The 23,050-nt window shown below is 70.6% G+C and carries 11 protein-coding genes and 1 tRNA gene; 10 read left to right on the top strand and 2 right to left on the bottom strand.

Features of this window, described 5'->3' with window-relative positions; genetic code table 11:
• Positions 1 to 278: 278 nt before the first annotated feature.
• Positions 279 to 1,379, bottom strand: a complete 1,101-nt coding sequence (locus EER34_RS04285; RefSeq protein ID WP_127473304.1) for a diacylglycerol/lipid kinase family protein — start codon at positions 1,377 to 1,379, stop codon at positions 279 to 281.
• 65 nt (positions 1,380 to 1,444) lie between these two features.
• On the opposite strand from EER34_RS04285, the gene serS reads away from it, so the two are divergent.
• The 9 genes from serS to EER34_RS04240 all read left to right on the top strand — a co-directional run bounded on the left by serS (position 1,445) and on the right by EER34_RS04240 (position 20,218).
• Positions 1,445 to 2,728: a serine--tRNA ligase gene (gene serS, locus EER34_RS04280; RefSeq protein ID WP_127473303.1), complete on the top strand. Its 1,284-nt coding sequence runs from the start codon at positions 1,445 to 1,447 to the stop codon at positions 2,726 to 2,728.
• Positions 2,725 to 3,633 carry an HAD family hydrolase gene (locus EER34_RS04275; protein WP_127473302.1) on the top strand — a complete coding sequence of 303 codons (909 nt, stop codon included), beginning with the start codon at positions 2,725 to 2,727 and terminating at the stop codon, positions 3,631 to 3,633. The genes serS and EER34_RS04275 overlap by 4 nt, the downstream gene beginning before the upstream one ends.
• A gap of 130 nt (positions 3,634 to 3,763) precedes the next feature.
• Positions 3,764 to 3,848, top strand: a tRNA-Ser gene (locus EER34_RS04270).
• A 54-nt stretch (positions 3,849 to 3,902) separates the two neighbouring features.
• Positions 3,903 to 5,186: an LCP family protein gene (locus EER34_RS04265; RefSeq protein ID WP_127473301.1), complete on the top strand. Its 1,284-nt coding sequence runs from the start codon at positions 3,903 to 3,905 to the stop codon at positions 5,184 to 5,186.
• Between the two features lie 80 nt (positions 5,187 to 5,266).
• On the top strand, positions 5,267 to 6,487 hold the full coding sequence (locus EER34_RS04260; RefSeq protein ID WP_240642114.1) for an LCP family protein: 1,221 nt from the start codon (positions 5,267 to 5,269) through the stop codon (positions 6,485 to 6,487).
• Between the two features lie 195 nt (positions 6,488 to 6,682).
• The gene (locus EER34_RS04255; RefSeq protein ID WP_240642112.1) at positions 6,683 to 12,151 is read left to right on the top strand and encodes an OmpL47-type beta-barrel domain-containing protein; all 5,469 of its coding nucleotides are present in this window, start codon (positions 6,683 to 6,685) and stop codon (positions 12,149 to 12,151) included.
• A 64-nt stretch (positions 12,152 to 12,215) separates the two neighbouring features.
• Positions 12,216 to 12,800 (top strand): hypothetical protein, encoded by a 585-nt coding sequence (locus EER34_RS04250; RefSeq protein WP_127473298.1) that lies wholly within the window; start codon positions 12,216 to 12,218, stop codon positions 12,798 to 12,800.
• Positions 12,801 to 12,941: 141 nt separating this feature from the next.
• Entirely contained in the window at positions 12,942 to 16,436 is a 3,495-nt protein-coding gene (locus EER34_RS17610; RefSeq protein WP_240642111.1) for a family 43 glycosylhydrolase, read from the top strand.
• 185 nt (positions 16,437 to 16,621) lie between these two features.
• Entirely contained in the window at positions 16,622 to 20,218 is a 3,597-nt protein-coding gene (locus tag EER34_RS04240; protein ID WP_127473297.1) for a glycoside hydrolase, read from the top strand.
• A 57-nt stretch (positions 20,219 to 20,275) separates the two neighbouring features.
• On the opposite strand, the gene EER34_RS04235 is transcribed toward EER34_RS04240, so the two are convergent.
• Positions 20,276 to 21,517 carry a glycosyltransferase gene (locus tag EER34_RS04235; protein ID WP_127473296.1) on the bottom strand — a complete coding sequence of 414 codons (1,242 nt, stop codon included), beginning with the start codon at positions 21,515 to 21,517 and terminating at the stop codon, positions 20,276 to 20,278.
• Between the two features lie 224 nt (positions 21,518 to 21,741).
• On the opposite strand from EER34_RS04235, the gene EER34_RS04230 reads away from it, so the two are divergent.
• Complete coding sequence (locus EER34_RS04230; RefSeq protein WP_127473295.1) at positions 21,742 to 22,971, top strand: hypothetical protein; 1,230 nt, start codon at positions 21,742 to 21,744, stop codon at positions 22,969 to 22,971.
• The last annotated feature ends 79 nt before the right edge of the window (positions 22,972 to 23,050 follow it).

Below are 23,050 nucleotides of genomic sequence, written 5' to 3'. Positions count from 1 at the left end.
AACAGAGCTCTACTCCACACAAACCGACGTACGTGCGGGACGCGAACCGCCGTACGTGCGGGACGCGAACCGACGTACTGGCGGGACGCGAACCGACGTACGCGCGGGACGCGAACCGCCGTACGTGCGGGACGCGACGCCGCACGTGCGGGTCGCGACGACGTACGTGCGGGACGCGAACCGACGCACGTGGGGGACGCGACGACGTACGTGCGGGACGCGACCACTTACGTGCGGGACGCGACGCCGCGCGTGCGGGCGAACGGGGCAGACGCGGGTCAGAGACCGTGGGTCGGGTGCGACTTCGGGATCACGATGAGCAGAGCGCCGGGGTCGACGCGGGTGCGGACCGCCACGGCCTCCCCGAACTCGTCGCCGTCGAGCTGCACCGGCTTGGGCTCGTGGGTGGCGATCTCGATCCCGCTGCCCCGGGAGTACCGCACCGAGTTGTCCTTCGTGCGCAGCGCGATCACGCGCCGCCCGGCGCGGAAGCGACGGAGGACGCTGTTGTCCCACGCGACCCGGCGCCAGACGAAGATCCAGCCCAGCGGGCCCTTGGGCTGGAAGATCACGATGTCGAGCGCGCCGTCCGCGACGGACGCGTCGGGGATGAGTTCGAGGCCGGCGGGCAGCGAGCCGCAGTTCGCGAACAGGATGCTCTGCACCCGCGCCGAGTGCAGTCGCGCCTCGGGCAGCTGGTACATCACTCGGAACGGTTTCGCGCTGGGCAGCGACCTCGCCGCGCCGTCGACGTACGCCACCCATCCCACGGTCTTCTTCAGCTGCGGGCTGGTGTTGGCGATCATGGCCGCGTCGAGCCCGATCCCGCCCATGACGACGAACGCGTGCTCCTCGTGCGTCCCGTCGGGACGCTGGAGCCGCGACCATCCGACGTCCATCGGAAGGGTGTCGCCGTCGAACACGGCGCGCATCATCGCCTCGGGCTCGGCCAGGGGCAGCTTCAGGTTGCGGGCGAGCAGGTTGCCGGTGCCGCTCGGGACGATCGCCAGGCGTACGCCGGATCCGCTCATCGCCTCGGACACGGCGCGCACGGTCCCGTCGCCGCCGGCGACCAGCACGGCATCGGCTCCGGCGTCGAGTGCCTGGCGCGTCACGTCGTCGCCCAGGTCGTCGACCGTGGTCTCGAAGAAGAGGGGCTCCGCCCAGCCGGCCCGGGCGGAGAGGCGCGTGAGCGCCGCCCGCAGGGCGGCGCCGTCTGCCTTGATCGGGTTGTAGATCAGAGCCGCTGTCGGGCTCCGATGCTCTGCTCCGCCGTCGATCGCGACAGTCTGGCCTTCCTGATCGACCTGCCGCTCTTCGCCGCCGCCCTGAGAGGGGGATCGCCCCGCACTCTCGTCGTCGGGTGCGGTGGCGGCCATGCCTACAGATTATGGCCAGGTGAGGGGCAGGATGCCGCGTCCCGCCCGCCGACTAAGGTTGAAGGGTGATCGATCCTGTCCTTCTTCGCGAGAATCCCGTGCTGGTCAAGCGGTCGCAGGAGGCCCGCGGAGAGTCTCCTGACACCGTCGACGCCGCTCTGGAGGCCGACCGCGATCGCCGTGCCGCGATCACCGCCTTCGAGGAGCTCCGGGCGGCGCAGAACGTCCACGGCAAGAAGGTCGCTCAGGCGCCGAAGGACGAGAAGGCGGCGCTCGTCGCCGAGGCGAAGGAGCTCAGCGAGCGGGTCAAGCAGGCTCAGCACGCCGTGACGGCGGCGGAGGAGGCATCCGCTCTCGCCCTCGCCAAGATCGAGAACATCGTGATCGACGGCGTCCCGGCGGGCGGCGAGGAGGACTTCGTCACGCTCCGCACGCACGGCGAGGTCCCGGCTTTCGGCTTCGAGCCGCGCGACCACCTCGAGCTGGGTGAGAAGCTCGACGCGATCGACATGGAGCGCGGCACGAAGGTGTCGGGCAGCCGGTTCTACTTCCTCAAGGGCATCGGCGCGCGACTCGAGATCGCGCTCATGAACCTGGCGCTCGACCGCGCGCTGCAGGCCGGTTTCATCCCGCTCATCCCGCCGACGCTGGTGCGGCCCGAGATCATGCGCGGCACCGGGTTCCTCGGCCAGCACGCGGCCGAGGTCTACCACCTCGAAGACGACGACATGTACCTCGTCGGCACCAGCGAGGTGCCGCTGGCCGGCTACCACATGGACGAGATCCTCGATCTGGGCAAGGGCGCGAAGCGCTACGCCGGCTGGTCGACGTGCTATCGCCGCGAGGCCGGGTCGTACGGCAAGGACACCCGCGGCATCATCCGCGTGCACCAGTTCAACAAGCTCGAGATGTTCGTCTACACGACCGCCGAGGATGCCGAGGCCGAGCACCTCCGGCTCGTGGCGCTGCAGGAGGCGCTGCTGCAGGACCTCGGCCTCAGCTACCGCGTCATCGACGTCGCCGCAGGCGACCTCGGCTCGAGCGCGGCGCGCAAGTACGACGTGGAGGCGTGGGTGCCGACGCAGAACGCCTACCGCGAGCTGACCTCGACGTCGAACTGCACGACGTACCAGGCGCGCCGGCTCGACATCCGCCACCGCCTCCCCGCCGAACCGGGCAAGGGGAGCGGCAAGACCGAGCACGTCGCGACGCTCAACGGCACGCTGGCCACGACCCGGTGGATCGTCGCGATCCTCGAGACGCACCAGCGCGAAGACGGCTCCGTCGTCGTGCCCGAGGTGCTCCGCCCGTATCTGGGCGGCCTCGAGGTCATGGAGCCGATCGCGTGACCGAGGCCCACTTGCCCGCGACCGGCTCCATCAAGGTCGTCAAGCCGAAGAAGGCCGCCAAGCTCGTCGAGCGGGTCGCCCGCGACACCGAGGACCCGTCCGTCGCGACCGACCGCCTCCTCATCGTGCTCGACATCGACGGCACGGTGATCCTCGAGGACGAGTCGCTCAGCCCGGGCGTCGTCGAAGCGGTCGAGCACGCCCAGCGCGCCGGCCACGAGGTCATGATCGCGACCGGACGCAGCTGGGAGGGCACGCGCGGCATCCTGCGCGTCCTCGGCATCGCGCCAGAGTACGTCGTGTGCTCCAACGGCGCGGTCGTGCTGAAGCGCATCGAGGCGGACGACCTGCAGTACGAGCGGGTGCACGTCGAGACCTTCGACCCCGAGGAGGTGCTCACGCTGCTCCGCGAGCACCTCCCCGACGCGCGCTACCTGGTCGAGCTCCCCGACGGGCAGCGGCTCTACACCGAGTACCTCGAGGACTGGAACCTCGTGCACGCGCGCCGCGTCGCCTTCGAGGAGCTCGCGGCGCAGCGGGTCTGCCGCATCGTCGTCGTGGCGCCCGAGCAGGGCGAGAAGGACTTCGTCGAGCTGGTCGCCCGCATCGGGCTCAACCAGGTGTCGTACGCCGTCGGCTGGACCGCGTGGCTCGACATCGCGCCCCAGGGCGTCGACAAGAGCACCGGCCTCGAGCGCGTGCGCACGGCGCTCGGCTTCGACCCCGCCCACGTGCTCGTCATCGGCGACGGCCGCAACGACGTCGGCATGTTCCGCTGGGCGCTGGAGAACGGCGGCCGCGCGGTGGCGATGGAGCAGGGCCCGCAGGAGGTGCGGGATGCCGCGGGCGAGACCACGACCTCGGTCGAGGCCGGCGGCGTGGCCGCGGTCCTCCGCACTCTCTAGCGCGCCGGGTCGCGGCATCCGGAGCGCCTTTCAGAGCTTCCACAGGCGCTCCTGGAAGAATCGCCGACAGTGCTGTCGGTTAGACTCGACGACTGTCGACGGATGCCTCCCGCAAGGGTGAGATCGGTCGGGAGGGTTGTCCGAGCGGCCGATGGACCTGGTCTTGAAAACCAGTGGGCAGCAATGTCCCGTGGGTTCGAATCCCACACCCTCCGCAGAGATGGTCAGCCGGGGGGCGAACCGAGAGTCAGCACCCCGAGAGGACGCGAGTGACCGAGAGGACCAAGCCGGCGCGGCGCGGCCGTCGCACGGTCGCGCGGCACGGTGAGCTGACGTCGCCGCACCCGCTCTCGCTGATCCTCAAGATCGTCGGCGTGGTGGTGGCGGTCGTCCTGGTATCGGGCGCCGGCGTCGCCGCGTACGCGGCGTACGACTTCACCGCGAGCATCGCCGACAAGTCGGTCGCACTCGAGGGGCAGGGCGAGGTCCCGCCCGACATCGGCGCGATCGAGGGCGGGGTGAACCTGCTCCTCGTCGGCACAGACGAGTGCGAGCCGAAGTTCAAGCAGTACTTCGGCGACCGCTGCACCGGCGCCGATGCCGGCGGACAGCTCAACGACGTGAACATGCTGGTGCACATCTCCGACAGCCCGCGCCGTGTGACGGTGGTGTCGTTTCCTCGCGACCTCATGATCCCGCTGCCCTCGTGCACCGCGGAGGACGGCTCGGTCAACGGCGAGACCTCCAAGACACAGATCAACGAGGCCTGGGCCCACGGCGGCCTGTCGTGCGTGACCAAGACCGTCTCCGAGATCAGCGGGCAGAACATCCCCTTCGCGGCCAAGGTGAGCTTCGGCAACGTCATCAACATCACCGACGCGATCGGCGGTGTCGATGTGTGCATCGGCAACGGCGGCATCAAGGACCCGTACACCGGCATCGACTGGCCGGCCGGTCCGCGCAACGTCCAGGGCATCGAGGCGCTCCAGTTCCTTCGCACGCGGTACGGACTGGAGAACGGCAGCGACCTCGCGCGCATCAGCAACCAGCAGCAGTACATGTCGAGCCTCGCCCGCCGGCTCGTGAGCGAAGAGGTGCTGTCCGACCCCGCGACGCTCTACAAGCTCGCGACGACGGCCGTCGACAACATCACCCCGAGCGAGTCGCTCGCGAACCCGATGACGATGGTCCAGATCGCCCTGGCCGTCAAGAACGTCCCGTTCGAGGAGATCGTCTTCGTGCAGTACCCGGTCGATCAAGACCCCTACGACGACAACCGCGTCGTGCCCAATCACGAGGCCGCCGATGCCCTGTGGGCGGCGCTCGCCGCGAACGAGCCGATCCAGGTGACCAACGACGCCAACCTGGGCGGCGGCGTGATCACAGCTGAGCCGGACCCTGCCGCGACCTCCACCCCCGTCGCGACGCCGACGCCGGGGTCGACCGAGACGCCTGCTCCGACCGAGGAAGCGGTGGAGCTCCCCGACTCGATCCCGGGGACGTCGGCGGCCGATCGCACCTGCTCGGCCGGAAACGTGAGGGCCGACGGCTGATGGCGGCCGGCACGAGCCCCCGGGCAGGGGGGCAGGCACCACTCGCGCGCCACGCGGCGCGGCGCGATCGGCATCCGATCATGGCCCTGCTCGCGATGTTCGCGGTCGCGGTCGCCGTCGTCGGCGTCAGCGCGGCGGGCCTGACCGTCTTCAGCGTGTGGGACGCCGCGAACTCGCTCAACGCGAACGCGGTCGTCCTCGACGAGGACGAGGAGATCCCGCCGTCACTGGGGGCGATCGAGGGCGGGGTCAACCTCCTCATGGTGGGCACGGATTCGTGCGACGGGCAGAACGCGGCGCTCTCGTCGGCGTGCCAGAACGGCGACACCGAGGGGGAGCGCAACGACGTCACGATGCTCGTGCACATCTCGGACGAGCCGCGCCGCGTCACGGTGGTGTCCTTCCCCCGCGACATGATCGTGCCGATCCCCGCGTGCCCGAACCCCGACGGGGGCGAGTACTCGGCCATGAGCGCGCAGAAGATCAACGCGTCGTACTCGTACGGCGGGCTGGCGTGCACGGCGAGGACCGTCGAGGCGCTCATCGGCGACAAGATCGATTTCGCGGCCGCGATCCGCTGGACCGGCGTCATCAACATGTCCGACGCCATCGGCGGCGTCGAGGTCTGCGTCGCCGGCGATATCAAGGATGAGCACACCGGGCTCTCCCTGACCGCGGGCACCCACACTCTCCAGGGCGTGCAGGCGCTCCAGTTCCTGCGCGTCCGCCATGGCATCGGCGACGGGTCCGACCTGGGGCGCATCTCCAACCAGCAGCAGTTCATGTCGTCCTTGGTGCGCACGCTCCAGTCCGACGCCGTGCTCGCCAACCCGAGCGTTCTGCTCAAACTGGCGACGACGGCGGTCAGCCAGGTGCAGCAGGAGCAGCTCGTGCTGAGCCAGTCCCTCGCCAATCCGACGCTGATGGTCCAGATCGCGATGGCCGTGAAGGACGTGCCGTACGAGGACATCGTGTTCGTGCAGTACCCCACGTATTACGAGTCGAGCTACGAAGGCGAATTGCTGCTTCCGGTGACTCAGGCCGCGGACGTCCTGTTCACCGCTCTCCGCGAGAACCAGCCGATCACGCTCACGGGCGAGGCGAGCCAGGGCTTCGGGGTCGAGGTCACCGGCGAGGCTGCCCAGCCGACGGCCACGCCGTCGCCGACCCCGGATGCCTCGGCGGAGGGCGGCTCGGCCGACGAGACGCCCGCAGCGACGACTCCGGAGACCCGCGTGGACCTTCCGTCCGACATCGCTGGCCAGACGGCTGCCCAGACCACCTGCACCGTTCCGGAGTAGCGCTCCCGGCCACGATGCCGCCGGTGCAGAACCGGTGGAGGGGCGAGCGGTTTCGAAAACTTCGAAAACGGTTGCGGTCCCGTCGCTGTTACCGATAACGTCCACCTCACGTGTGACATCGCTCGCGGACGAGCGGTGCGTGAGAGGACAGGCGACGTGGACTGGACCAACACCCGAACCCGAACACGGGCGACCGTGGCAGCCGTGGGAGCTGCCGCCGTCATCGGCAGCTCGCTGCTCGTGACGACCCCGGCGTATGCCGACAACGCCGACATCGGCTACCCGACGTTCACCGGCAGTGCGACACCGGTGCCGAGCACCGGCGTGACGTACACGCCGGGAAACCAGCTGCAGAAGATCTACGACGCCGACATCGCGGGCGGCGCCGGCGTGAGCCCTGCGAAGGACTTCTGGATCGACGGGATGCTCGCACGCACGGGCACCGCCGGAAGCTTCGACGACACCAACCAGTGGCTCTTCTCGCGCGGCCGGGCCGCGTTCATGAAGACCCACACGCCCGGCACCCTCGGCTTCCAGGGCCAGCTCGCCTACTGGGAGTCGATCGACAACCGCGGCGGGTACACGATCACGGCCCAGGTCGGCGGCTCCACCGTCGCCCTCACCGAGGACACCGCGCAGCGCAAGCAGACGCCGAGCTACTGGCGGAGCGTCCACCGCAACGCCGCGAGCGGCCTCGAGATCGTGCAGACGAAGTTCATCACCGACGCCAACGTGCTCGTGACGAACCTCGAGGTCAAGGCGACCGGGGCGGCGCAGACCGTGACGCTGCGCGCCGCCTCGCCCTATGCGACGACCGTCGCCGGCACCGAGCTCACCGGCACCGTCTCGGCGCTCAACAACCTCACCACCCTGTTCCCGCGCTTCTCCGGCGACGGCTTCACCCCCGACGCCGGATCCCTCGCGCGCACGGTCAGCGTGCCCGCCGGCGGCAGCGTCACGGCCAAGGTGCAGCTCGGTCTCGTCACCACCGAGATCCCGGCATCCCGCACCGAGTACGACGCGTACCGTGCGGCCACCCCCGGCGCGGCGTACGCGACCCACGTCGCCGCGTACAACCAGTGGTGGGCCGACAACGTGCCCTACCTCGACACCCCCGAGGACAACATCGACAAGACGCTGTTCTACCGCTGGTGGCTCATGCGTTTCAACTACCTCGACGCCGACATCCCGGGCAACGACTACCAGTTCCCGACGTCGATGGAGGGCGTGCTCGGCTACAACAACGCCATCGTCCTGACGACCGGCATGTTCATCGACGACCTCAAGTACTTCCGTGACCCGATCTACTCGTACGGCCCGTGGGTGTCGGCGGGCGAGACGTCGAAGAGCTACAAGTTCACCGACAACCCCGGCGATCCGGCGAACTGGTCGAACAGCTATACGCAGTACATCTCGGAGGCCGCGTGGCGGTCGTACCAGCTGCACGGCGGACCGACGGCGATCGCCGAGAACCTCGCCGAGTACGCCGAGTTCGACGTCGAGGGCCTCGTCGACGCGTACGACTTCAACGACAACGGCCTCATCGAGTACAGCTGGGGCGCGATGACCGGCAACGACGCCGACGCGGTGTCGTTCGACTGGCGCGCGGGCAACATGGACCGGGCCGAGAACGCCTACCTCTACTCCAACGCGAAGGCGTCCGCGGAGGCGTACCGCGTGGCGGGCAACGAGGCGAAGGCCGACGAGATGGATGCGTTCGCGCAGAACATCAAGGAGCAGGTCGTCGATGTGCTCTGGAACGCCGACGACAACCTCCTCGAGCACGCGATGGCCGACAACGGCGAGCACGTGCCGTGGAAGGAGATCAACAACTACTACCCGTACACGGTCGGCCTGATGCCGAAGCCGGGCGACGCGGACTACGACGACGACTACGTCGACGCGCTGCGCCTCTGGGCCGACGACAAGGAGTACCCGATCTTCCCCTTCTACACCGCGAACCAGGCCGACAAGGCCGAGGCCGCGGCCGAGGGCGACCCAGGCAGCAACAACTTCTCGATCATCAACTCGACGGTGACGTTCCGCATGCTCTCGAGCGTGCTGCGCGACTACCCGACCGACGCGATCGACGAGGAATGGTACAAGAAGCTCCTCTATTGGAACGCGTGGGCGCACTACCAGAACGGCGGCGACAACCGCCTGCCCGACCAGAACGAGTTCTGGTCGGACGGCTCGGCCGACCCGCAGCGGATCGGCTACCGGTCGTGGATCCACCACACGATCCTCGGGGCGACGAACTTCACCATGATCGAGGACGCGATGGGCCTGCGCCCGCGCAGCGATGCGAAGATCGAGCTCGACCCGATCGACATCGACTGGGACCACTTCACCGCGAACAACATCCGCTACCGCGACAAGGACCTGACGGTCACATGGGATGAGCCGGGCGGCGAGCGCCACTACGGCGACGATGTGCCCGAGGGCTACTCGGTCTTCCTCGACGGTGAGCTGGCGTTCACGGTCGACGGCCTCGGCAAGGTCGTCTACGACCCCGCGACGGGCGAGGTGGAGACCGAGGACAGCCTGACCGTCACCACCGCCACGACCGCATCGGTGCAGGCGCCGCAGGACGTGCGCTTCGGCAACGACGCGCCGGTCGTCGACCTGTTCGCCAAGGCGGGGGCGGATGTCGCGGACCAGAGCACCGGCAGCGCGAACCTCGCCGCGGGCAAGGCCGTGACGGCCACGCACTCGGCGAGCGGCCGCGCCCCCGCGGCCGCCGTCAACGGCAACACGATCAACGAGCCCTTCTGGGGGACCGCGGGATCGCCGAACGCCAAGGACTCGCTCACGATCGACCTCGGCGGCGAGCAGACCTTCGACGACGTGCGGGCGTTCTTCTACAAGACGTCGTCGTCGGCGACCGTGGCCGGCTATGCCGAGCCGTCGATGTACGCCGTCGAGTACCGCTCGGGCGGGCAGTGGCATCCGGTGCCCTCGCAGGCACGGACGCCGGTGTACCCGCGCGGCAACCTCAACCACATCCAGTTCCCCGAGGTCACCGGCGACGCCGTGCGGCTCACGGTGACCCACGCCGCCGGGTTCAAGACCGGCGTCAAGGAGGTGCAGGTCTTCCGCACGGGCGTCGAGGCGCCGGCGAGCACGAACCAGGCGCCGCAGGTCGACGCGTGGCTGAAGCCCGGTGTCGCGATCCCCGGCCAGGCCGACCTCGTCGGCACGGCCAAGGACGACGGCCTCCCCGCCGGAACCCTCGCGTCGGAGTGGAGCGTCGTGTCGGCACCGGCCGGCGGGCTGGCGCTGTTCGACGCCCCGACGTCGCCGTCGACCGTCGCCCGGTTCACGGCTGCGGGGCAGTACGTGCTGCGCCTGACCTCGACCGACGGCGAGCTCACCAGCTCGAAGGACGTCACGGTCTCCGGCTCGGTCGCGACCCAGGGCACCAACGTCGCCTCGGGGGCCACGCCCACCGCCGAGTACACGGCCGGCTGGAACAACGTCAACGCCGTCAACGACGGTCGCGTGCTGCACTCGGGCGGTCAGCAGACCGACCTGTGGGGAACGTGGTCGGGCTCGCGTCCGGCGACCCGGTGGATCCAGTACCAGTGGCCGACGCCCGTGCGGGTGGACAGCACCGAGGTCGCGTTCTGGGCCGACCAGACCAGCGCCACCTCCGGCGCGGGCGTGAACATCCCCACGTCGTGGAAGGCGCAGTACTGGAACGGCACGACGTGGGTCGACGTGACCGGCGCCGACCAGTACGGCGTCGCGCGCGACGCGACGAACGTCACGTCGTTCGACCCGGTGACCACGACGCGTCTGCGCCTCGTGCTCAGCGCGGCGGGCCCCGGCACGGGCGCCGAGCCGTACGCCGGCGTGGCCGTGAGCGAGTGGCGCGTGTTCGCCGAGGCTCCGACCGGCATCGAGCCCATCGACTTGCGGACCGGAGTCGGGGTCGTCCCGACGCTGCCTGAGCGGGTCGACGCGATCTTCGCGGACGGCAGCCGCTCGTCCGAGCTCGTCGCGTGGGGCCCGATCGACGGGGAGCAGGTGGCCACGGAAGGCACCTTCGACGTCGTGGGCATCGTCGCGGGCTCTCCCGTGCCGGCTCGGGCATCGGTGTGGGTGCGTGCCACGGCACCCGGCCAGATCAACTCGGTCGACGCGGTCGGGGCGAAGACCCCGACGGGTGTCGCCCCTCAGCTGCCCGACACGGTCGGCGTGCTCTACAACGACGGCTCGCGTGAGGACCTGCCGGTGGAGTGGGAGGCGGTGGATGCCGCGGACTACGCCACCGACGGCGAGTTCACCGTCGCCGGCACCGTGCAGAGCGCGATCGCGGGCACCAAGGCCGCGACGGCGACCGTCACGGTCGGCGAGGGGGGCGGGGGAGGACCGGACACGACCGCACCGGTCGCGAACCTCTCGTTCGCCCCGGCGGCCCCGGCGAGCGGCTGGCACACGGCAGCCGTGCAGGTCAGCGCCACGGCGACCGACAACCGCGACACGTCGCCGTCGATCGAGCTCTCGGTCGACGGAGGCGCGTGGACGGCGTACACCGCCGCGGTCGCCGTGACGGCCGACGGCGCGCACACGGTGCGGGCGCGGGCGACGGATGACGCGGGCAACGTGTCCCCCGTGGTCGAGACGGCGTTCAAGATCGATGCCACCGCTCCGACGCTCGCGCCGGTGTCCGACCCCGTCGCGCGCACGGTCAAGGCGACCGCCGCCGACGCAGGGTCGGGGGTGGACGGCCTCGAATACCGGGTCGACGACGCCGAGGAGTGGACCGCGTACAGCGGCACCATCCTCGTCGGGCTCGAGGAGACCACGGTCCACCTCCGCGCGACCGACGACGCGGGCAACGTGTCCGCCGTCGAGAGCGTCGAGGTGCCCGCGTCGAACGGCGAGCACCGTCGCAACGTCGCCCTCCTCGCGACGCCGACCGCGTCGGTGACCGCCGGATGGAACTCCGTCGACGGACTCAACGACGACGTCGCCCCGACCTCGTCGGGAGACGTCAACCCGAACGACAACGTCAACGTCTGGGGCGCTTGGCCGCAGGTCACCGATCAGTGGGTCCAGTACGACTGGACCGAGCCGGTGACGATCGACGAGCTCGGCGCGTACTTCATCCACAACCTCGACGCCGGCGGTGTGGGCATCGCGGTGCCGCACGACTGGACGGCCCAGTACCGCGACGAGACCGGCGAATGGGTCGACGTCGTCGCCACTTCCGAGTACGGCGTCGAGCTCGACGAGTTCAACATCGTCGCCTTCGAGCCCGTGACCACGTCCGGCCTGCGCCTTCAGCTCGAGCCGCAGGGCACCGTCGAGGGCCAGGGCAGCGTCGGCATCAAGGAGTGGCAGGTGTTCGAGGTCGCCGGCGCTCCCGACTCGTTCGATGTCGAGGTGACGATCGCGAACCGCTGCATCGCCGGCAAGTCGACGCTGGTCGCCACGGTGGCCAACGACGGCGACGAGCCGGTGCGCGTCGGACTGGAGTCGGCCTACGGGTCGAAGACGTTCGCGACGATCCCGGCCGGGGCGAAGGTCTCGCAGGCCTTCTCCACCCGCGTGAAGGTCGTGCCGGCGGGCGCCTTCGAGGTCACCGTGAGCGGAGACGTCGACGGCGAGACCGTGACCGAGGAGTGGGCCGTCGCCCACGACGCGTTCACCTGCTGATCCGTGGGGGCACCGGCCGCGTGCCGGCGCCCCCGCATCCCGTCTCCGATGAAGAGGAGCTGACATGACCAGGGCCCGCATCGCGCGGCGTTCGGCGCTGATGGCCTCGGCGGCGCTCGCCGCTGCGCTCGTCATCGCGCCGGCCGCCGCATCCACGGCGCACGCGCAGTCGCCGGCATCCGCGCCGTCGATCGCACGAGCAGCGGATGCCGCTGCCCAGCCGACCCTGCACGTCGGGGTGCGGCAGGCCGCCGTGGGCGACCCGATCCCCGTGACGATCGTCGGCGCCGAGCCGGGGACGGTCTGGGAGATCGCGCTCGCCGCACCGGAGACCGTCGTGGGCACCGTCACCGTCGGCGACGACGGCACCGGGACCACGCTCGTGGCCCTGCCGGTCTCGGTCGAGGCGGGCGCCCTCGAACTCACGGCCGCGATGGACGGGGCGGAGATCTCGACGTCGCTCAGCAGCGCGGGCGACACCTCGGTGCCGGCGGAGGCGGCGGATGCCGCGGCCGGCGCGATCGCGGACGCTCCGGCGTCCGCGATCGCATCCCCGCTGCTCCTCGGCGCGGCGGCCACAGGGCTGATCGCGGGCGCGGCGACCGCGATCGTCGTGACGGTGCCGCGCCGACGTCGGGCGTCGGCATGAGCCCCACCCGAGGAACCTCCGCCGCGCCGACCCGGGCGGCGGCACCTCCGTACGACGAAGATCGGCGAGAGGCATCCGCTCCTCGCCCGCAGCACGCACCGCATCGCCGCGCGCGGCGATGCCCCGAGAAATGAGGACGACGTGGTCTTGAGATCGAAGAGGGCGGCCGCCACGCTGGCGGCCGTCGCCGTGGGAGCGCTGATCGTGACGCTCTCGCCGCTGTCACCGGCGGTGGCGGCGACGGAGAACCCGATCATCGGCGACGGCTCGGTGTACTCCGCCGACCCGAGCCTGCTCGCCGACGGCGACACGCTGTACATCCACGCGGGCCGCGACCAGGCCGGCACCACCACCAACGACTTCATCATGAACGAGTGGCAGGCGTTCTCGACGGGCGACGTCGACAGCGGCGAGTGGGAGCATCACCCGGCGCTCATGCGGCCGGAGACCGTGTTCGACTGGGCGACGTCGGGCCGCGCGTACGCCGGTCAGGTCGTGAAGGGCGTCGACGGTCGCTTCTACTGGTATGTGCCGGTGAACGAGGCGGCGAGCACCGCCCCCGACAAGTTCGGCATCGGCGTCGCGGTCTCCGACACCCCGCTCGGGCCGTGGACCGACCACGCCGGCGGCCCGATCGTCTCGCAGACGATCCTGGGCAACGATGCCCACAACATCGACCCGACGGTTCTCGTCGACAACGGCCGCGTATGGATGTACTGGGGCAGCTTCGGCCGGCTGATGGCCACCGAGCTCCAGTCCGACATGAAGACGCGCATCGGCACGCCCACGACGATCACCTCCGGGGTGACGGGCTTCTTCGAGGCCGCGTGGCTGTTCGAGCGCAACGACACGTACTACCTCGCGTACGCCGCGAACAACGCCGGACCGACGAGCTCGTGCACGCCGGCGAACTACCACGCCTGCATCGCCTACTCGACGGCGTCGAGCGCGCTCGGGCCGTGGACGTTCCGCGGACGCATCCTCGCGCCCGTGTCGTCCACCACGAGCCACCCGGCGATCGCCGAGTTCCAGGGCGAGTGGTACATGGCGTACCACACGGCCGACGCCGTCGGGGGGAACCACTTCCGCCGCTCGGTCGCCATCGACAAGGTCGAGTGGGACGACACCCAGACCCCCGCGCGCATCCTCCCCGTCGTGACGACCCCTGAGCGCGGGGCGAACCTCACGCCGCGGTCGAACGTCGCACCGTGGGCCACGTCGTCGGCGTCCAACGAGCCGATCCCGACGCAGTACTGGATCACGTCGCTCAACGACGAGATCATCCGCCCCAACCCGCTGCCGCCGGACATGTGGGGCAGCTGGACCGGCACGCGGCCGGCGCAGCAGTGGATCCAGTACGACTGGGACACCCCGGTCCGCGTCGACCGCGCACGCATCAAGTTCTGGCGCGACGCCGCGCCGGGAACCGGCAACGGCGTCTCCGACCCGTCGTCGTGGGTGCTCCAGTACTGGGATGCGGGGGAGTGGAGGAACGTCCCGAACCCGAGCGGGTATCCGACGACGACCACGGCCGTGCACCAGGTGACGTTCGACGCGGTCACCACGACGCGTCTGCGCGCGGTGCTCAACGCCTCGCCGAACTCGGCGAACCCGCCGCAGTACTCGGCGCTCGCCGTCGAGGAGTGGGAGGTGCACGCGGCACAGCCCGCCGGCATCGCACCCGTCGCCGTCGAGACGGTCGTGGGTTCGGCGCCCGAGCTGCCCGAGACGGTCTCGCTGCAGTACGGCGCCGACACCCTCGCGGCTCCGGTCCGGTGGGATGACGTCGATCCCGCCGACTTCGCCGCCGCCGGCGAGTTCACCGTCGGCGGCTTCGTCGAGGGCTACGCAGCCGGACGCGTGACGGCGACCGTCACCGTGCTCGGCGAGGACCCGTGGCGCACGAACCTCGCGTCGACCGGCACCCCGGCCGCCGAGGCGACCGCGGCCGGCTCGACCGTCGACGCGCTGAACGACACCGAGATCGCCTACACCGGCGACGCGCACCCGGTGTGGACCTCTCCCGCCGAGGACGCCGACACCCGGTGGGCCGGCTACACGTGGGCCGACCCCGTTCGCGTGGACGGCGTGACCGCGCACTTCTGGAGCGACCGGGCGGGCCCGGACGCCGGTGACGGCGTCGCGGTGCCCGAGTCCTGGAAGGCCCAGGTCCTCGTCGACGGCGAGTGGGTGGATGTCGAGGGAGCCGGCTCGTACGGCACCGAGCGCGAGGCGCCGAACGCGGTGTCGTTCGACGAGGTCGTCACGACCGGTGTCCGCGTCGTGCTCACGGCGCAGTCCGACAGCGACAGCACGGCCGCCGTGGGCCTCACCGAGCTCGAAGTCGGCGGAGAGACCCTCGACGCCGAGGCCCCCGAAGTGACGCTCACCGCGTCGGGCGTCACGGGTGCGAACGGCTGGTTCCTCTCGCCGGTGACCGTCCGGGCGACCGCGACCGACGACCGCGACGTGCGCACACGCATCGAGGTCGCCGTCGACGAGGGCGCCTGGCAGGCGACCGACAACGTCCGGTTCGCCGAGGCGACCGTGTCGGCCGACGGTCAGCACACGGTGAAGGCCAAGGCGACGGATGCCGGCGGCAACACGTCGGACGAGGCATCCCTCGCCGTCCGCATCGACGCGACCCGGCCCACCGTCACGGGCACGCTCGACATCGTGTCGCGCACGGTGAGCGCCACCGCAGCGGACGCCGGTTCGGGCGTCTCGGGCATCGAGTACGCGATCGACGCGCCGACGGGCTGGCAGTCGTACGGCGCCGCGGTGCCCGTGGACGACGAGCGTCACGTCGTCTACCTGCGGTCGAAGGATGCCGCGGGCAACGTGTCGGCGCAGGCCACGGTCACCGTGCCGCTGTCGCCGAACGCGCCCCTCGAGGGCAACATCGCCCCGATCGCGACGCCCACCGCGTCGTACACGTCGGGGTGGAACTCGGTCCCGGCCGTCAACGACGGCGCGCTCACCGGAGCCTCGTGGGGCACGTGGCCCAACGTCGGCGAGCAGTGGGTGCAGCTCGAGTGGGACCGCGTCGTCACGGTCGACAAGGCCGGGGTGCTGTTCTTCCGCGACTCGGCCGACACGGCCAACGCCGGCATGATCCCGCCGCGCGAGTGGAAGCTCCAGTACGTCGACCTCGCGACCGGCGAGTGGAAGGATGTCGCGGCCGATGCCGCGTACGGACGCTCGTCGACCGCGATCAACGAGGTCACGTTCGCTCCGGTCACCACGACGAAGCTCCGCGCGCTGATGCAGGCGTGGGGAACGGCGAGTGCGGGCGGGTCGAGCGGCATCCTCGAGTTCGAGGCCTGGGCGGCCGAGGTCGCCGCGCCGTCCCTCGAGGTCGATGTGACCGTCGTCGGCCGGTGCACGGCGGGCAAGGGCACGTTGGCGGTTTCGGCCGCGAACGGTGGCGAGGTCCCCGTGACGGTCGCGCTCGAGACGGCATACGGCTCGAAGACGGTCGCCGACCTGGCGCCCGGCAGGCGCAGCACGCAGTCGTTCTCGACGCGTCAGGCGTCGGTGCCGGCCGGAGAGGTGAGCGCCGTCGTGACCGGAGTGGTGGACGGCCAAGCCGTGACCCAGGAGGAGAGCGTCGCGTATGACGCGCTGACCTGCTGAGGTCATCGGATCGGAATCGTGCCCGGGGCGGATGGCCGCCCCGGGCACGATTCGTGTGGGCGGGGGCGGGGAGGTGAGGGGTCTTGCGAGCGCGGCATCCGGAGCGGTACTCTCTTGTTCGCGGTAACTGTTTGCGTAAACATGCCGCACTCCGCGACGACGCGCCTCCCCAGAACGGAACGACGATGAAGTCAGCCCCCCGAATCCTCACCGCCACCGCCGTGTTCGCCCTCGCCGGGTCGGCGCTCGCGGCGTTCTCCGCGCCGGCCCAGGCCGCCGGCATCCCGGTGCGGATCACACCCAATCCTGCGTACGCCTCGGAGCCCTTCGAGGGATGGGGGACGAGCCTCGTGTGGTTCGCGAACGCGACGGGCGGCTACCCCGACGACGTGCGGCAGGCGCTGTTCGACAAGGTGTTCGGCGACGAGGGGCTGAACCTCAACATCGCGCGCTACAACATCGGCGGCGGCAATGCGACGGACGTGCCGTCGTACCTGCGACCGGGCGGCGCCGTCGAGGGATGGTGGAACCCCGACCTCGGAGTCTCCGACGCGGAGGGGGTCGTGACCTCCGAGTACGCCGACCGGGCCCGATACGAGGCGGCGTGGGACGGTGACGACCCTGCGCACTACGACTTCGACGCCGACGCGACGCAGCGCTGGTGGATCGACGCCCTCAAGGACAAGGTCACGAAGTGGGAGGCGTTCAGCAACTCGCCGCCGTACTTCCTCACCGAGAGCGGCTACGTGTCGGGCGGGATCGACAACGGCAGCACCGAGCAGCTCGCCGCCGACGACATGGACGACTTCGCCGACTACCTCGTGACCGTCGTCGAGGAGCTCGAGGCCGAGCACGGCATCGAGTTCGACACTCTCGACCCGTTCAACGAGCCCAACACGTCGTACTGGTCCACGCGGATCGGCACCGACGGGTGGCCGACGACCGCGAGCCGTCAGGAGGGCGCTCACATCGGACCGCAGCGCCAGGACCTGATGATCAAGGCGCTCGAATCCCGATTGAGCGAGCCGGATGCCGCGACCGACGTCGCGATCTCGGCCATGGACGAGACGAACCCGAGCATCTTCACGCAGAACTGGAACGCGTGGACCCAGGAGTCGAAGGACATCGTCGACCAGCTCAACGTCCACACCTACGGCACCGGCGACCGTCTCGTCGCCCGCGACATCGCCAAGGCGTCGGACAAGCCCCTGTGGATGAGCGAGGTCGAAGGCGACTGGGACGGCACCGGGTTCAACCTCACCAACATCGAGAACGGCCTCGGCATGGCCGGCCGCATCGTCGACGACCTGCGCGAGCTCGAGCCGAGCGCGTGGGTGTTCTGGCAGCCGGTCGAGGACCTCTACAACATGGAGAAGGTCGAGGACCTCAACTGGGGCAGCGTCTTCATCGACTTCGACTGCGACGAGAACGGCGACTCGGTGCGGCGCATCGCCGACGGCGAGGCCGACCCGTCGTGCCGGGTGCAGACGAACGCGAAGTACAACACGGTCCGCAACTTCACGCACTACATCCGTCCCGGCGACGCGCTCATCCCCACCGACAACGCCCAGACCACCGCTGCGCTCCAGGAGGACCGCGACGGCCTGACCCTCGTCCACGTGAACACCGAGTCGACCGCGCGTGACATCACGCTGGACCTGTCGGGCTTCGGCGAGATCGCGCCCGGTGCGACGGTCACTCCCGTCGTGACGACGCAGTCCCCGGCCGACGACGTCACGGCGAACGCGCTCGTCGAGGGCGAGTCGGTGATGGTGGATGCCGCGACCCGCACCGCCGTCGTGAGCGTGCCCGCGAAGTCGGTGACGACGCTCGTGGTCGAGGGCGTCTCCGGTGTCTCGGCCGAGGCGCCGGCTCTCGAGGACGGCAAGACGTATCAGCTGTTCGGCGTGCAGAGCGGCAAGGCGCTGACCGCCGACCCGGCCGGGCTCGCGATCCGCGCCGGCGGCACCACCGCCGCGACCGCGCGTCCGCAGGGCTGGACCGTGCACACGCTGTCCGGCGGGGGCACCGATCGGCACCGCTTCGCGCTGGAGAACGGCGACGGGCGCCTGCTCGGCGTGTCGGGCACGAGCACTGTCCTCGTCGACCGCGACCCGGCGGCCGCGGCATCCGACGAGTCCCTCCAGTGGGTGCTGTCGACGACCGACGGCAAGACGTTCTCGCTCCTGAGCGCGGCCGCCGAGCGGGTGCTCGACGTGAACGGTCAGAGCTCCGCCGACGGCGCGGGCGTCGGCACGTGGACCTCCAACAACGGCGGCAACCAGAGGTGGACGATCGCCGGCACCGGCATCCGGGACGTGACGGTCGTCGAGGCGGCGACCCGCGTCGGCGTCGCGCCTGCGCTTCCCGGCCAGGTCACCGTCGTCTACGACGGCGGCGTCGAGCGGGCTGCATCGGTGGCATGGGACACGTCCGGCGCCGACTGGAGCACGGCGGGCACGGTGACCGTCCCGGGTTCGGGCGTGGACGTCTTCGGAGCCCCGTTCGAGGCCGAGGCCGTCGTCGTCGTGGGCTCGTTCGCGGCCACAGATCCGGTCTCCGTCACCACGTTCGCGGGAGCGAGCCTGGCGCGCGTGCAGGCGTCGGCTCCGGCATCCGTCCCCGGACAGGTCGGGACCGCGCCGCAGCGGTTCGCCCTCGACGTCGAGTGGGACTGGTCGGGCGTGACCGACGCGTCATTCGCCGCGACCGGCGTCGTGACGGTGCAGGGCACGGCGTCGGACGGCTCGGGCGGTTCGCTGCCCGCCCGCCTGGCGGTGATCGTGACGGAGGCCGATGAGGGAAATGTCGCTGCGCAGAGCGCCGCGTCGGCGACCTTCACGGAGAGCGCGTCGTACTCTGTCGATCGCACGAAGAACGGCCTGCGCACCGACAAGGGCTGGTCGAACTGGCGGTCGGGCACGAAGAACCTGCAGGACACGCTGACGTACGACCTCGCCCAGCGCGAGACCGTGTCGCACGTGACCGCGTACTTCTACAAGGACGGCTCGAGCAACAGCTGGCCGCAGTCGATGCGCGTCGAGACGCGGGTGGGAGCGGGCGCGTGGGCGGCCGGTGCCACCGTTCCCGTGCCGGTGCCCGCCGACGGCACCGCGCCGATCGTCGACGTGCCGCTCGGGGGAGTGGCGGCCGACGACGTGCGACTGGTCCTCACCGCGCGCGACGCGACGCACATGATCGTGTCGGAGGTCGAGATCTTCGCCGCCGCGGCGTCGACCTCGGGTGTGGCCGACCTCGCCCGGGTGACCCTGGACGGCGTCGACCTCGCCGGCTTCGCTCCCGGGACGACCTCGTACGAGGTGCCGTGGCGGGGGGATGCCGCGCCCGTCGTCGCGGCGGTGCCGGTCGATCGCGATGCCTCGGTCGAGACCGTCCAGCCTGAGGGGCCGGAGGGTGAGGCATCCGTCACCGTCACGGCCGTGGACGGGACGGAGAGGGAGTACACGTTCGACTTCGTGGCGGAGGTCGCGCCGGCCCTCGACGTGACCGCCGCCGCGACGACGCGCTGCGTCGCGGGCAAGGTCGTGATCGCGGTTGCCGTGACGAACGGGCACGATGCGCCCGTTCGCCTCTCGCTGACCGGCGCCTACGGATCCAGCACCGTCGCCTCCGTCGCGGCGGGGAAGAAGGCGACGTCGGTGTTCACCACCCGAGCGGTCGGGGTGGCCGCCGGCGAGGTCACCGTGGTGGCCGGCGTCGTCGGATCGCCGGACGTGACCGCGACGGTCGTCGCGCCGTACGGTGCGGCATCGTGCGGGTGATCCGCGCGTGACGCTGCCGCAGTCCGGACGGACGGAGAGCCCGTCCGGACTGCGGTGTCAGGCAGCGGCTGCTGAGCGCGCGATCTCGGTCTCGATGAGGCGGGCCACGACGGCAGCACCGTCCTCGAGGGCGTAGGCCTGCTGCACTTCCGCGGCAGCGGTCCGCATTCCGGGATCCGTGAGCGCGCGCTGCACCGCGTCGACGAACTCCGGTTTCGACACGTGCTTGGGGGAGACGGCGATCGCATTTCCGCGGCGCTCGCATGCACGCACGTGCCAGGTCTGCTCGGGTTGCAGTCCCATGCCCACGAAGGGCACTCCCGTCGCGCACGCCGTCTGGACCGTGCCCTGCCCGCCGTGAAGGATCGCGGCGTCCACGAGCCCGCCCAGCTTGTGTGCCGGGAGCAGGTCGGTCACGTGGACGTTGTCGGGCACGGAATCGCCCGGCTGGAGGTAGTGGCGGATGGGTGCCACGACGTTGACGGGCAGTGAGCCCAGCGCCCGTGCGGCATCGAGGGCGAGGGCCCGGCTCGCCGACGAGCCGAGCCCCAGGTAGACGAGCGGCTCCGATGCGGCCGCGAGCTCTGCGACGACCGGCGGGATCGGGGCGTCGACGTGGGCGAAGATCGGCCCGACCCGCTCGAACCCCGGAGGAAGGCGGAAGCCGTCCAGCTCCCACGCCATCTCGGTGAGCAGGTTCCGATCCGCGGTGAGCAGCGACGCGACGGTGCGCAGCGGTGGCACGCCGTTGGCCTTCGCGACCTTCGCGAACGCTCGGGGAGCGAGCGGCGCGCGCGTGTAGATCCAGCGGAAGGCGGATGTCGCGACCCGGTCGGCGGTGCGGGCGGCCCATCCGCTGCCGCGCACGAACTCCATGCGCCGGGTCTGCTCCACCTGCGCCAGGGTGAGTGCGAAGGGGACGGGATAGAACAGCGGCGCCTTCTCCGCCCGGGCAGAGATGTACGAGGTGAGATTCGATCCCGTCACCACGACCGGGGCGCGCAGTTCACGGATCATCCGTCGCTCGACGTCGACACGGGCGGCAACGAGTCGGTTCGTGAAGGGAGTGCGCACGGCTCTGCCCTGATCGAAGGCGATCGCCTGGTCCCGCTCGGCCTGGGACCAGGACGGCGAGCATGCCCGGTACTCGAAACCGGCGTCGACGATGAGCGAGAGGTACTCGTCCTCGTAGCCCATGAACACAGGGCGATGGCTCGGGTGCAGGGCACGCGCGACCTGGATCATCCGGGTCGTCTCCGCCAGGTTGAAGGTGACGGGACAGAACAGGACGTTCGCCATGTCGCCGATCCTCTCCGCAACCGCCCCCGCGGTGGCACGGGGAGACTACCGCGCACGGGGCGGATGTGGTCGCAAAAGGCAAGTCGTGGTCGGCGGTTGCCATGACGTGACCTTGGTTGCCGTGACGAACGGGTGACGCGGTCCGACGTGGCGTGGTCGGGGGCTTCTCCCCACGGTGAACGCCGTGTGTCAGGGCGGCCTCAGACACCACCTAGAGTTCAGAGGTGGAACCGTCGACCGCCCCCAGCCCGGACGACCTCGAGGCCGCGGACGATCCGACGCCCGAGGCCGAGCAGGAACCGTTCGCCGACGATGCGGCTCCGCGAGGTCGCACGTCCCGCCGCGCCGTGCTGGCGTGGACCATCGGCGCGGCGAGTGCCGTAGCCGTCATCGCCGGCGCGGTGTACGTGCATGTCGAGGCCGTGAACTCGTTCGAGGCGTCGAGCACGAGCATGGCGGCCGCGGTCGAGGCCGCCACGGACTCCTGGTGGTCGCTGGACGCGACCCGCAGCGCCGTTGCCGCGTCCGTCGTCTCGGCCGAGCAGATCGTCGCGGATGCGGCGGACCCGCTCGTGGACGCGACGACCCGGGACGCGCTCGATGCGGCCGCGTCCGCTGCATCCGACTCCGTCGACGCCGCGGCGGCGCTCGTCGACGCAGGTTACGACGAGGGCGACATCGACGACCCGTTCTGGACCTGGCAGATGTGGGAGGCGACCGCGGAGCTCGAACAGCGCGGTGAGGCCGCCGCAGCTCTCGTCGACGAGATGGCTGTCGCGGAGGCGGCGGTCGAGTCTGCGGACACGGTCCTGCTGGAGTCCGCGCTCGCACTGTACGGGTCGGTGGAGAAGGCGGCGCGATCGATAGAGCAGCGGAACGTCTCGGCACGCAGCACAGCCGTCCTCGACTTCCGTGACGCGGCGAGCGAAGTCGTCACGCAGACCGACGTCGGATCGCAGGCTGCGCTCGCCGTTTCGACCTACGCTCACCGGCTCCGGCAGCTGACGGAGTCGAACGCCGCCGAGCTCGCCGAGAAGGCGGGGCCGCTGTCGGCGACGAGGCTCGAGATCGAGGCATTCGCGCGGTCGATCTCAGGGGGTGTGGTGCTGGACTTCGACTGGGCGCCCGTGGTCAACGGTATGGGCGGCGCCGCGGGCATCGGCGGACTCGCGAGCTGGGACACCGCGCGCGGGGGCTTCTCGACGATCACCCTGTCGAACTCGGTGGCGGAATGGTGGCCCGCCGCCGACGCCCGGGCACTCGTGGCGCACGAAGTCGGACACGCCATCACCGCGAAGTGCCACACCAAGTTCGACTGGGAGAGCGCGGACGCCAACGAGGAGTGGGCGACGGCGTGGGCGATCAGCATGGGCCACACCGCCGTCGGCAACGGCGTGCAGGCATACGGGTACCCCTCGCAGGGCATGATCGACAAGGCGGCGACGTGCCGGTGACGCCCGGCGCCTTCCACAGCCGGTGCGTGAGGTGGCCGGCGTCCGGGTTATGATTGCCGGGTGCATTCGCGCGTTTCGC

Source organism: Microbacterium sulfonylureivorans, from assembly GCF_003999995.1.
Taxonomy (GTDB): Bacteria; Actinomycetota; Actinomycetes; order Actinomycetales; family Microbacteriaceae; genus Microbacterium; species Microbacterium sulfonylureivorans.
This window is presented reverse-complemented; position numbering and strand designations above follow the sequence as displayed.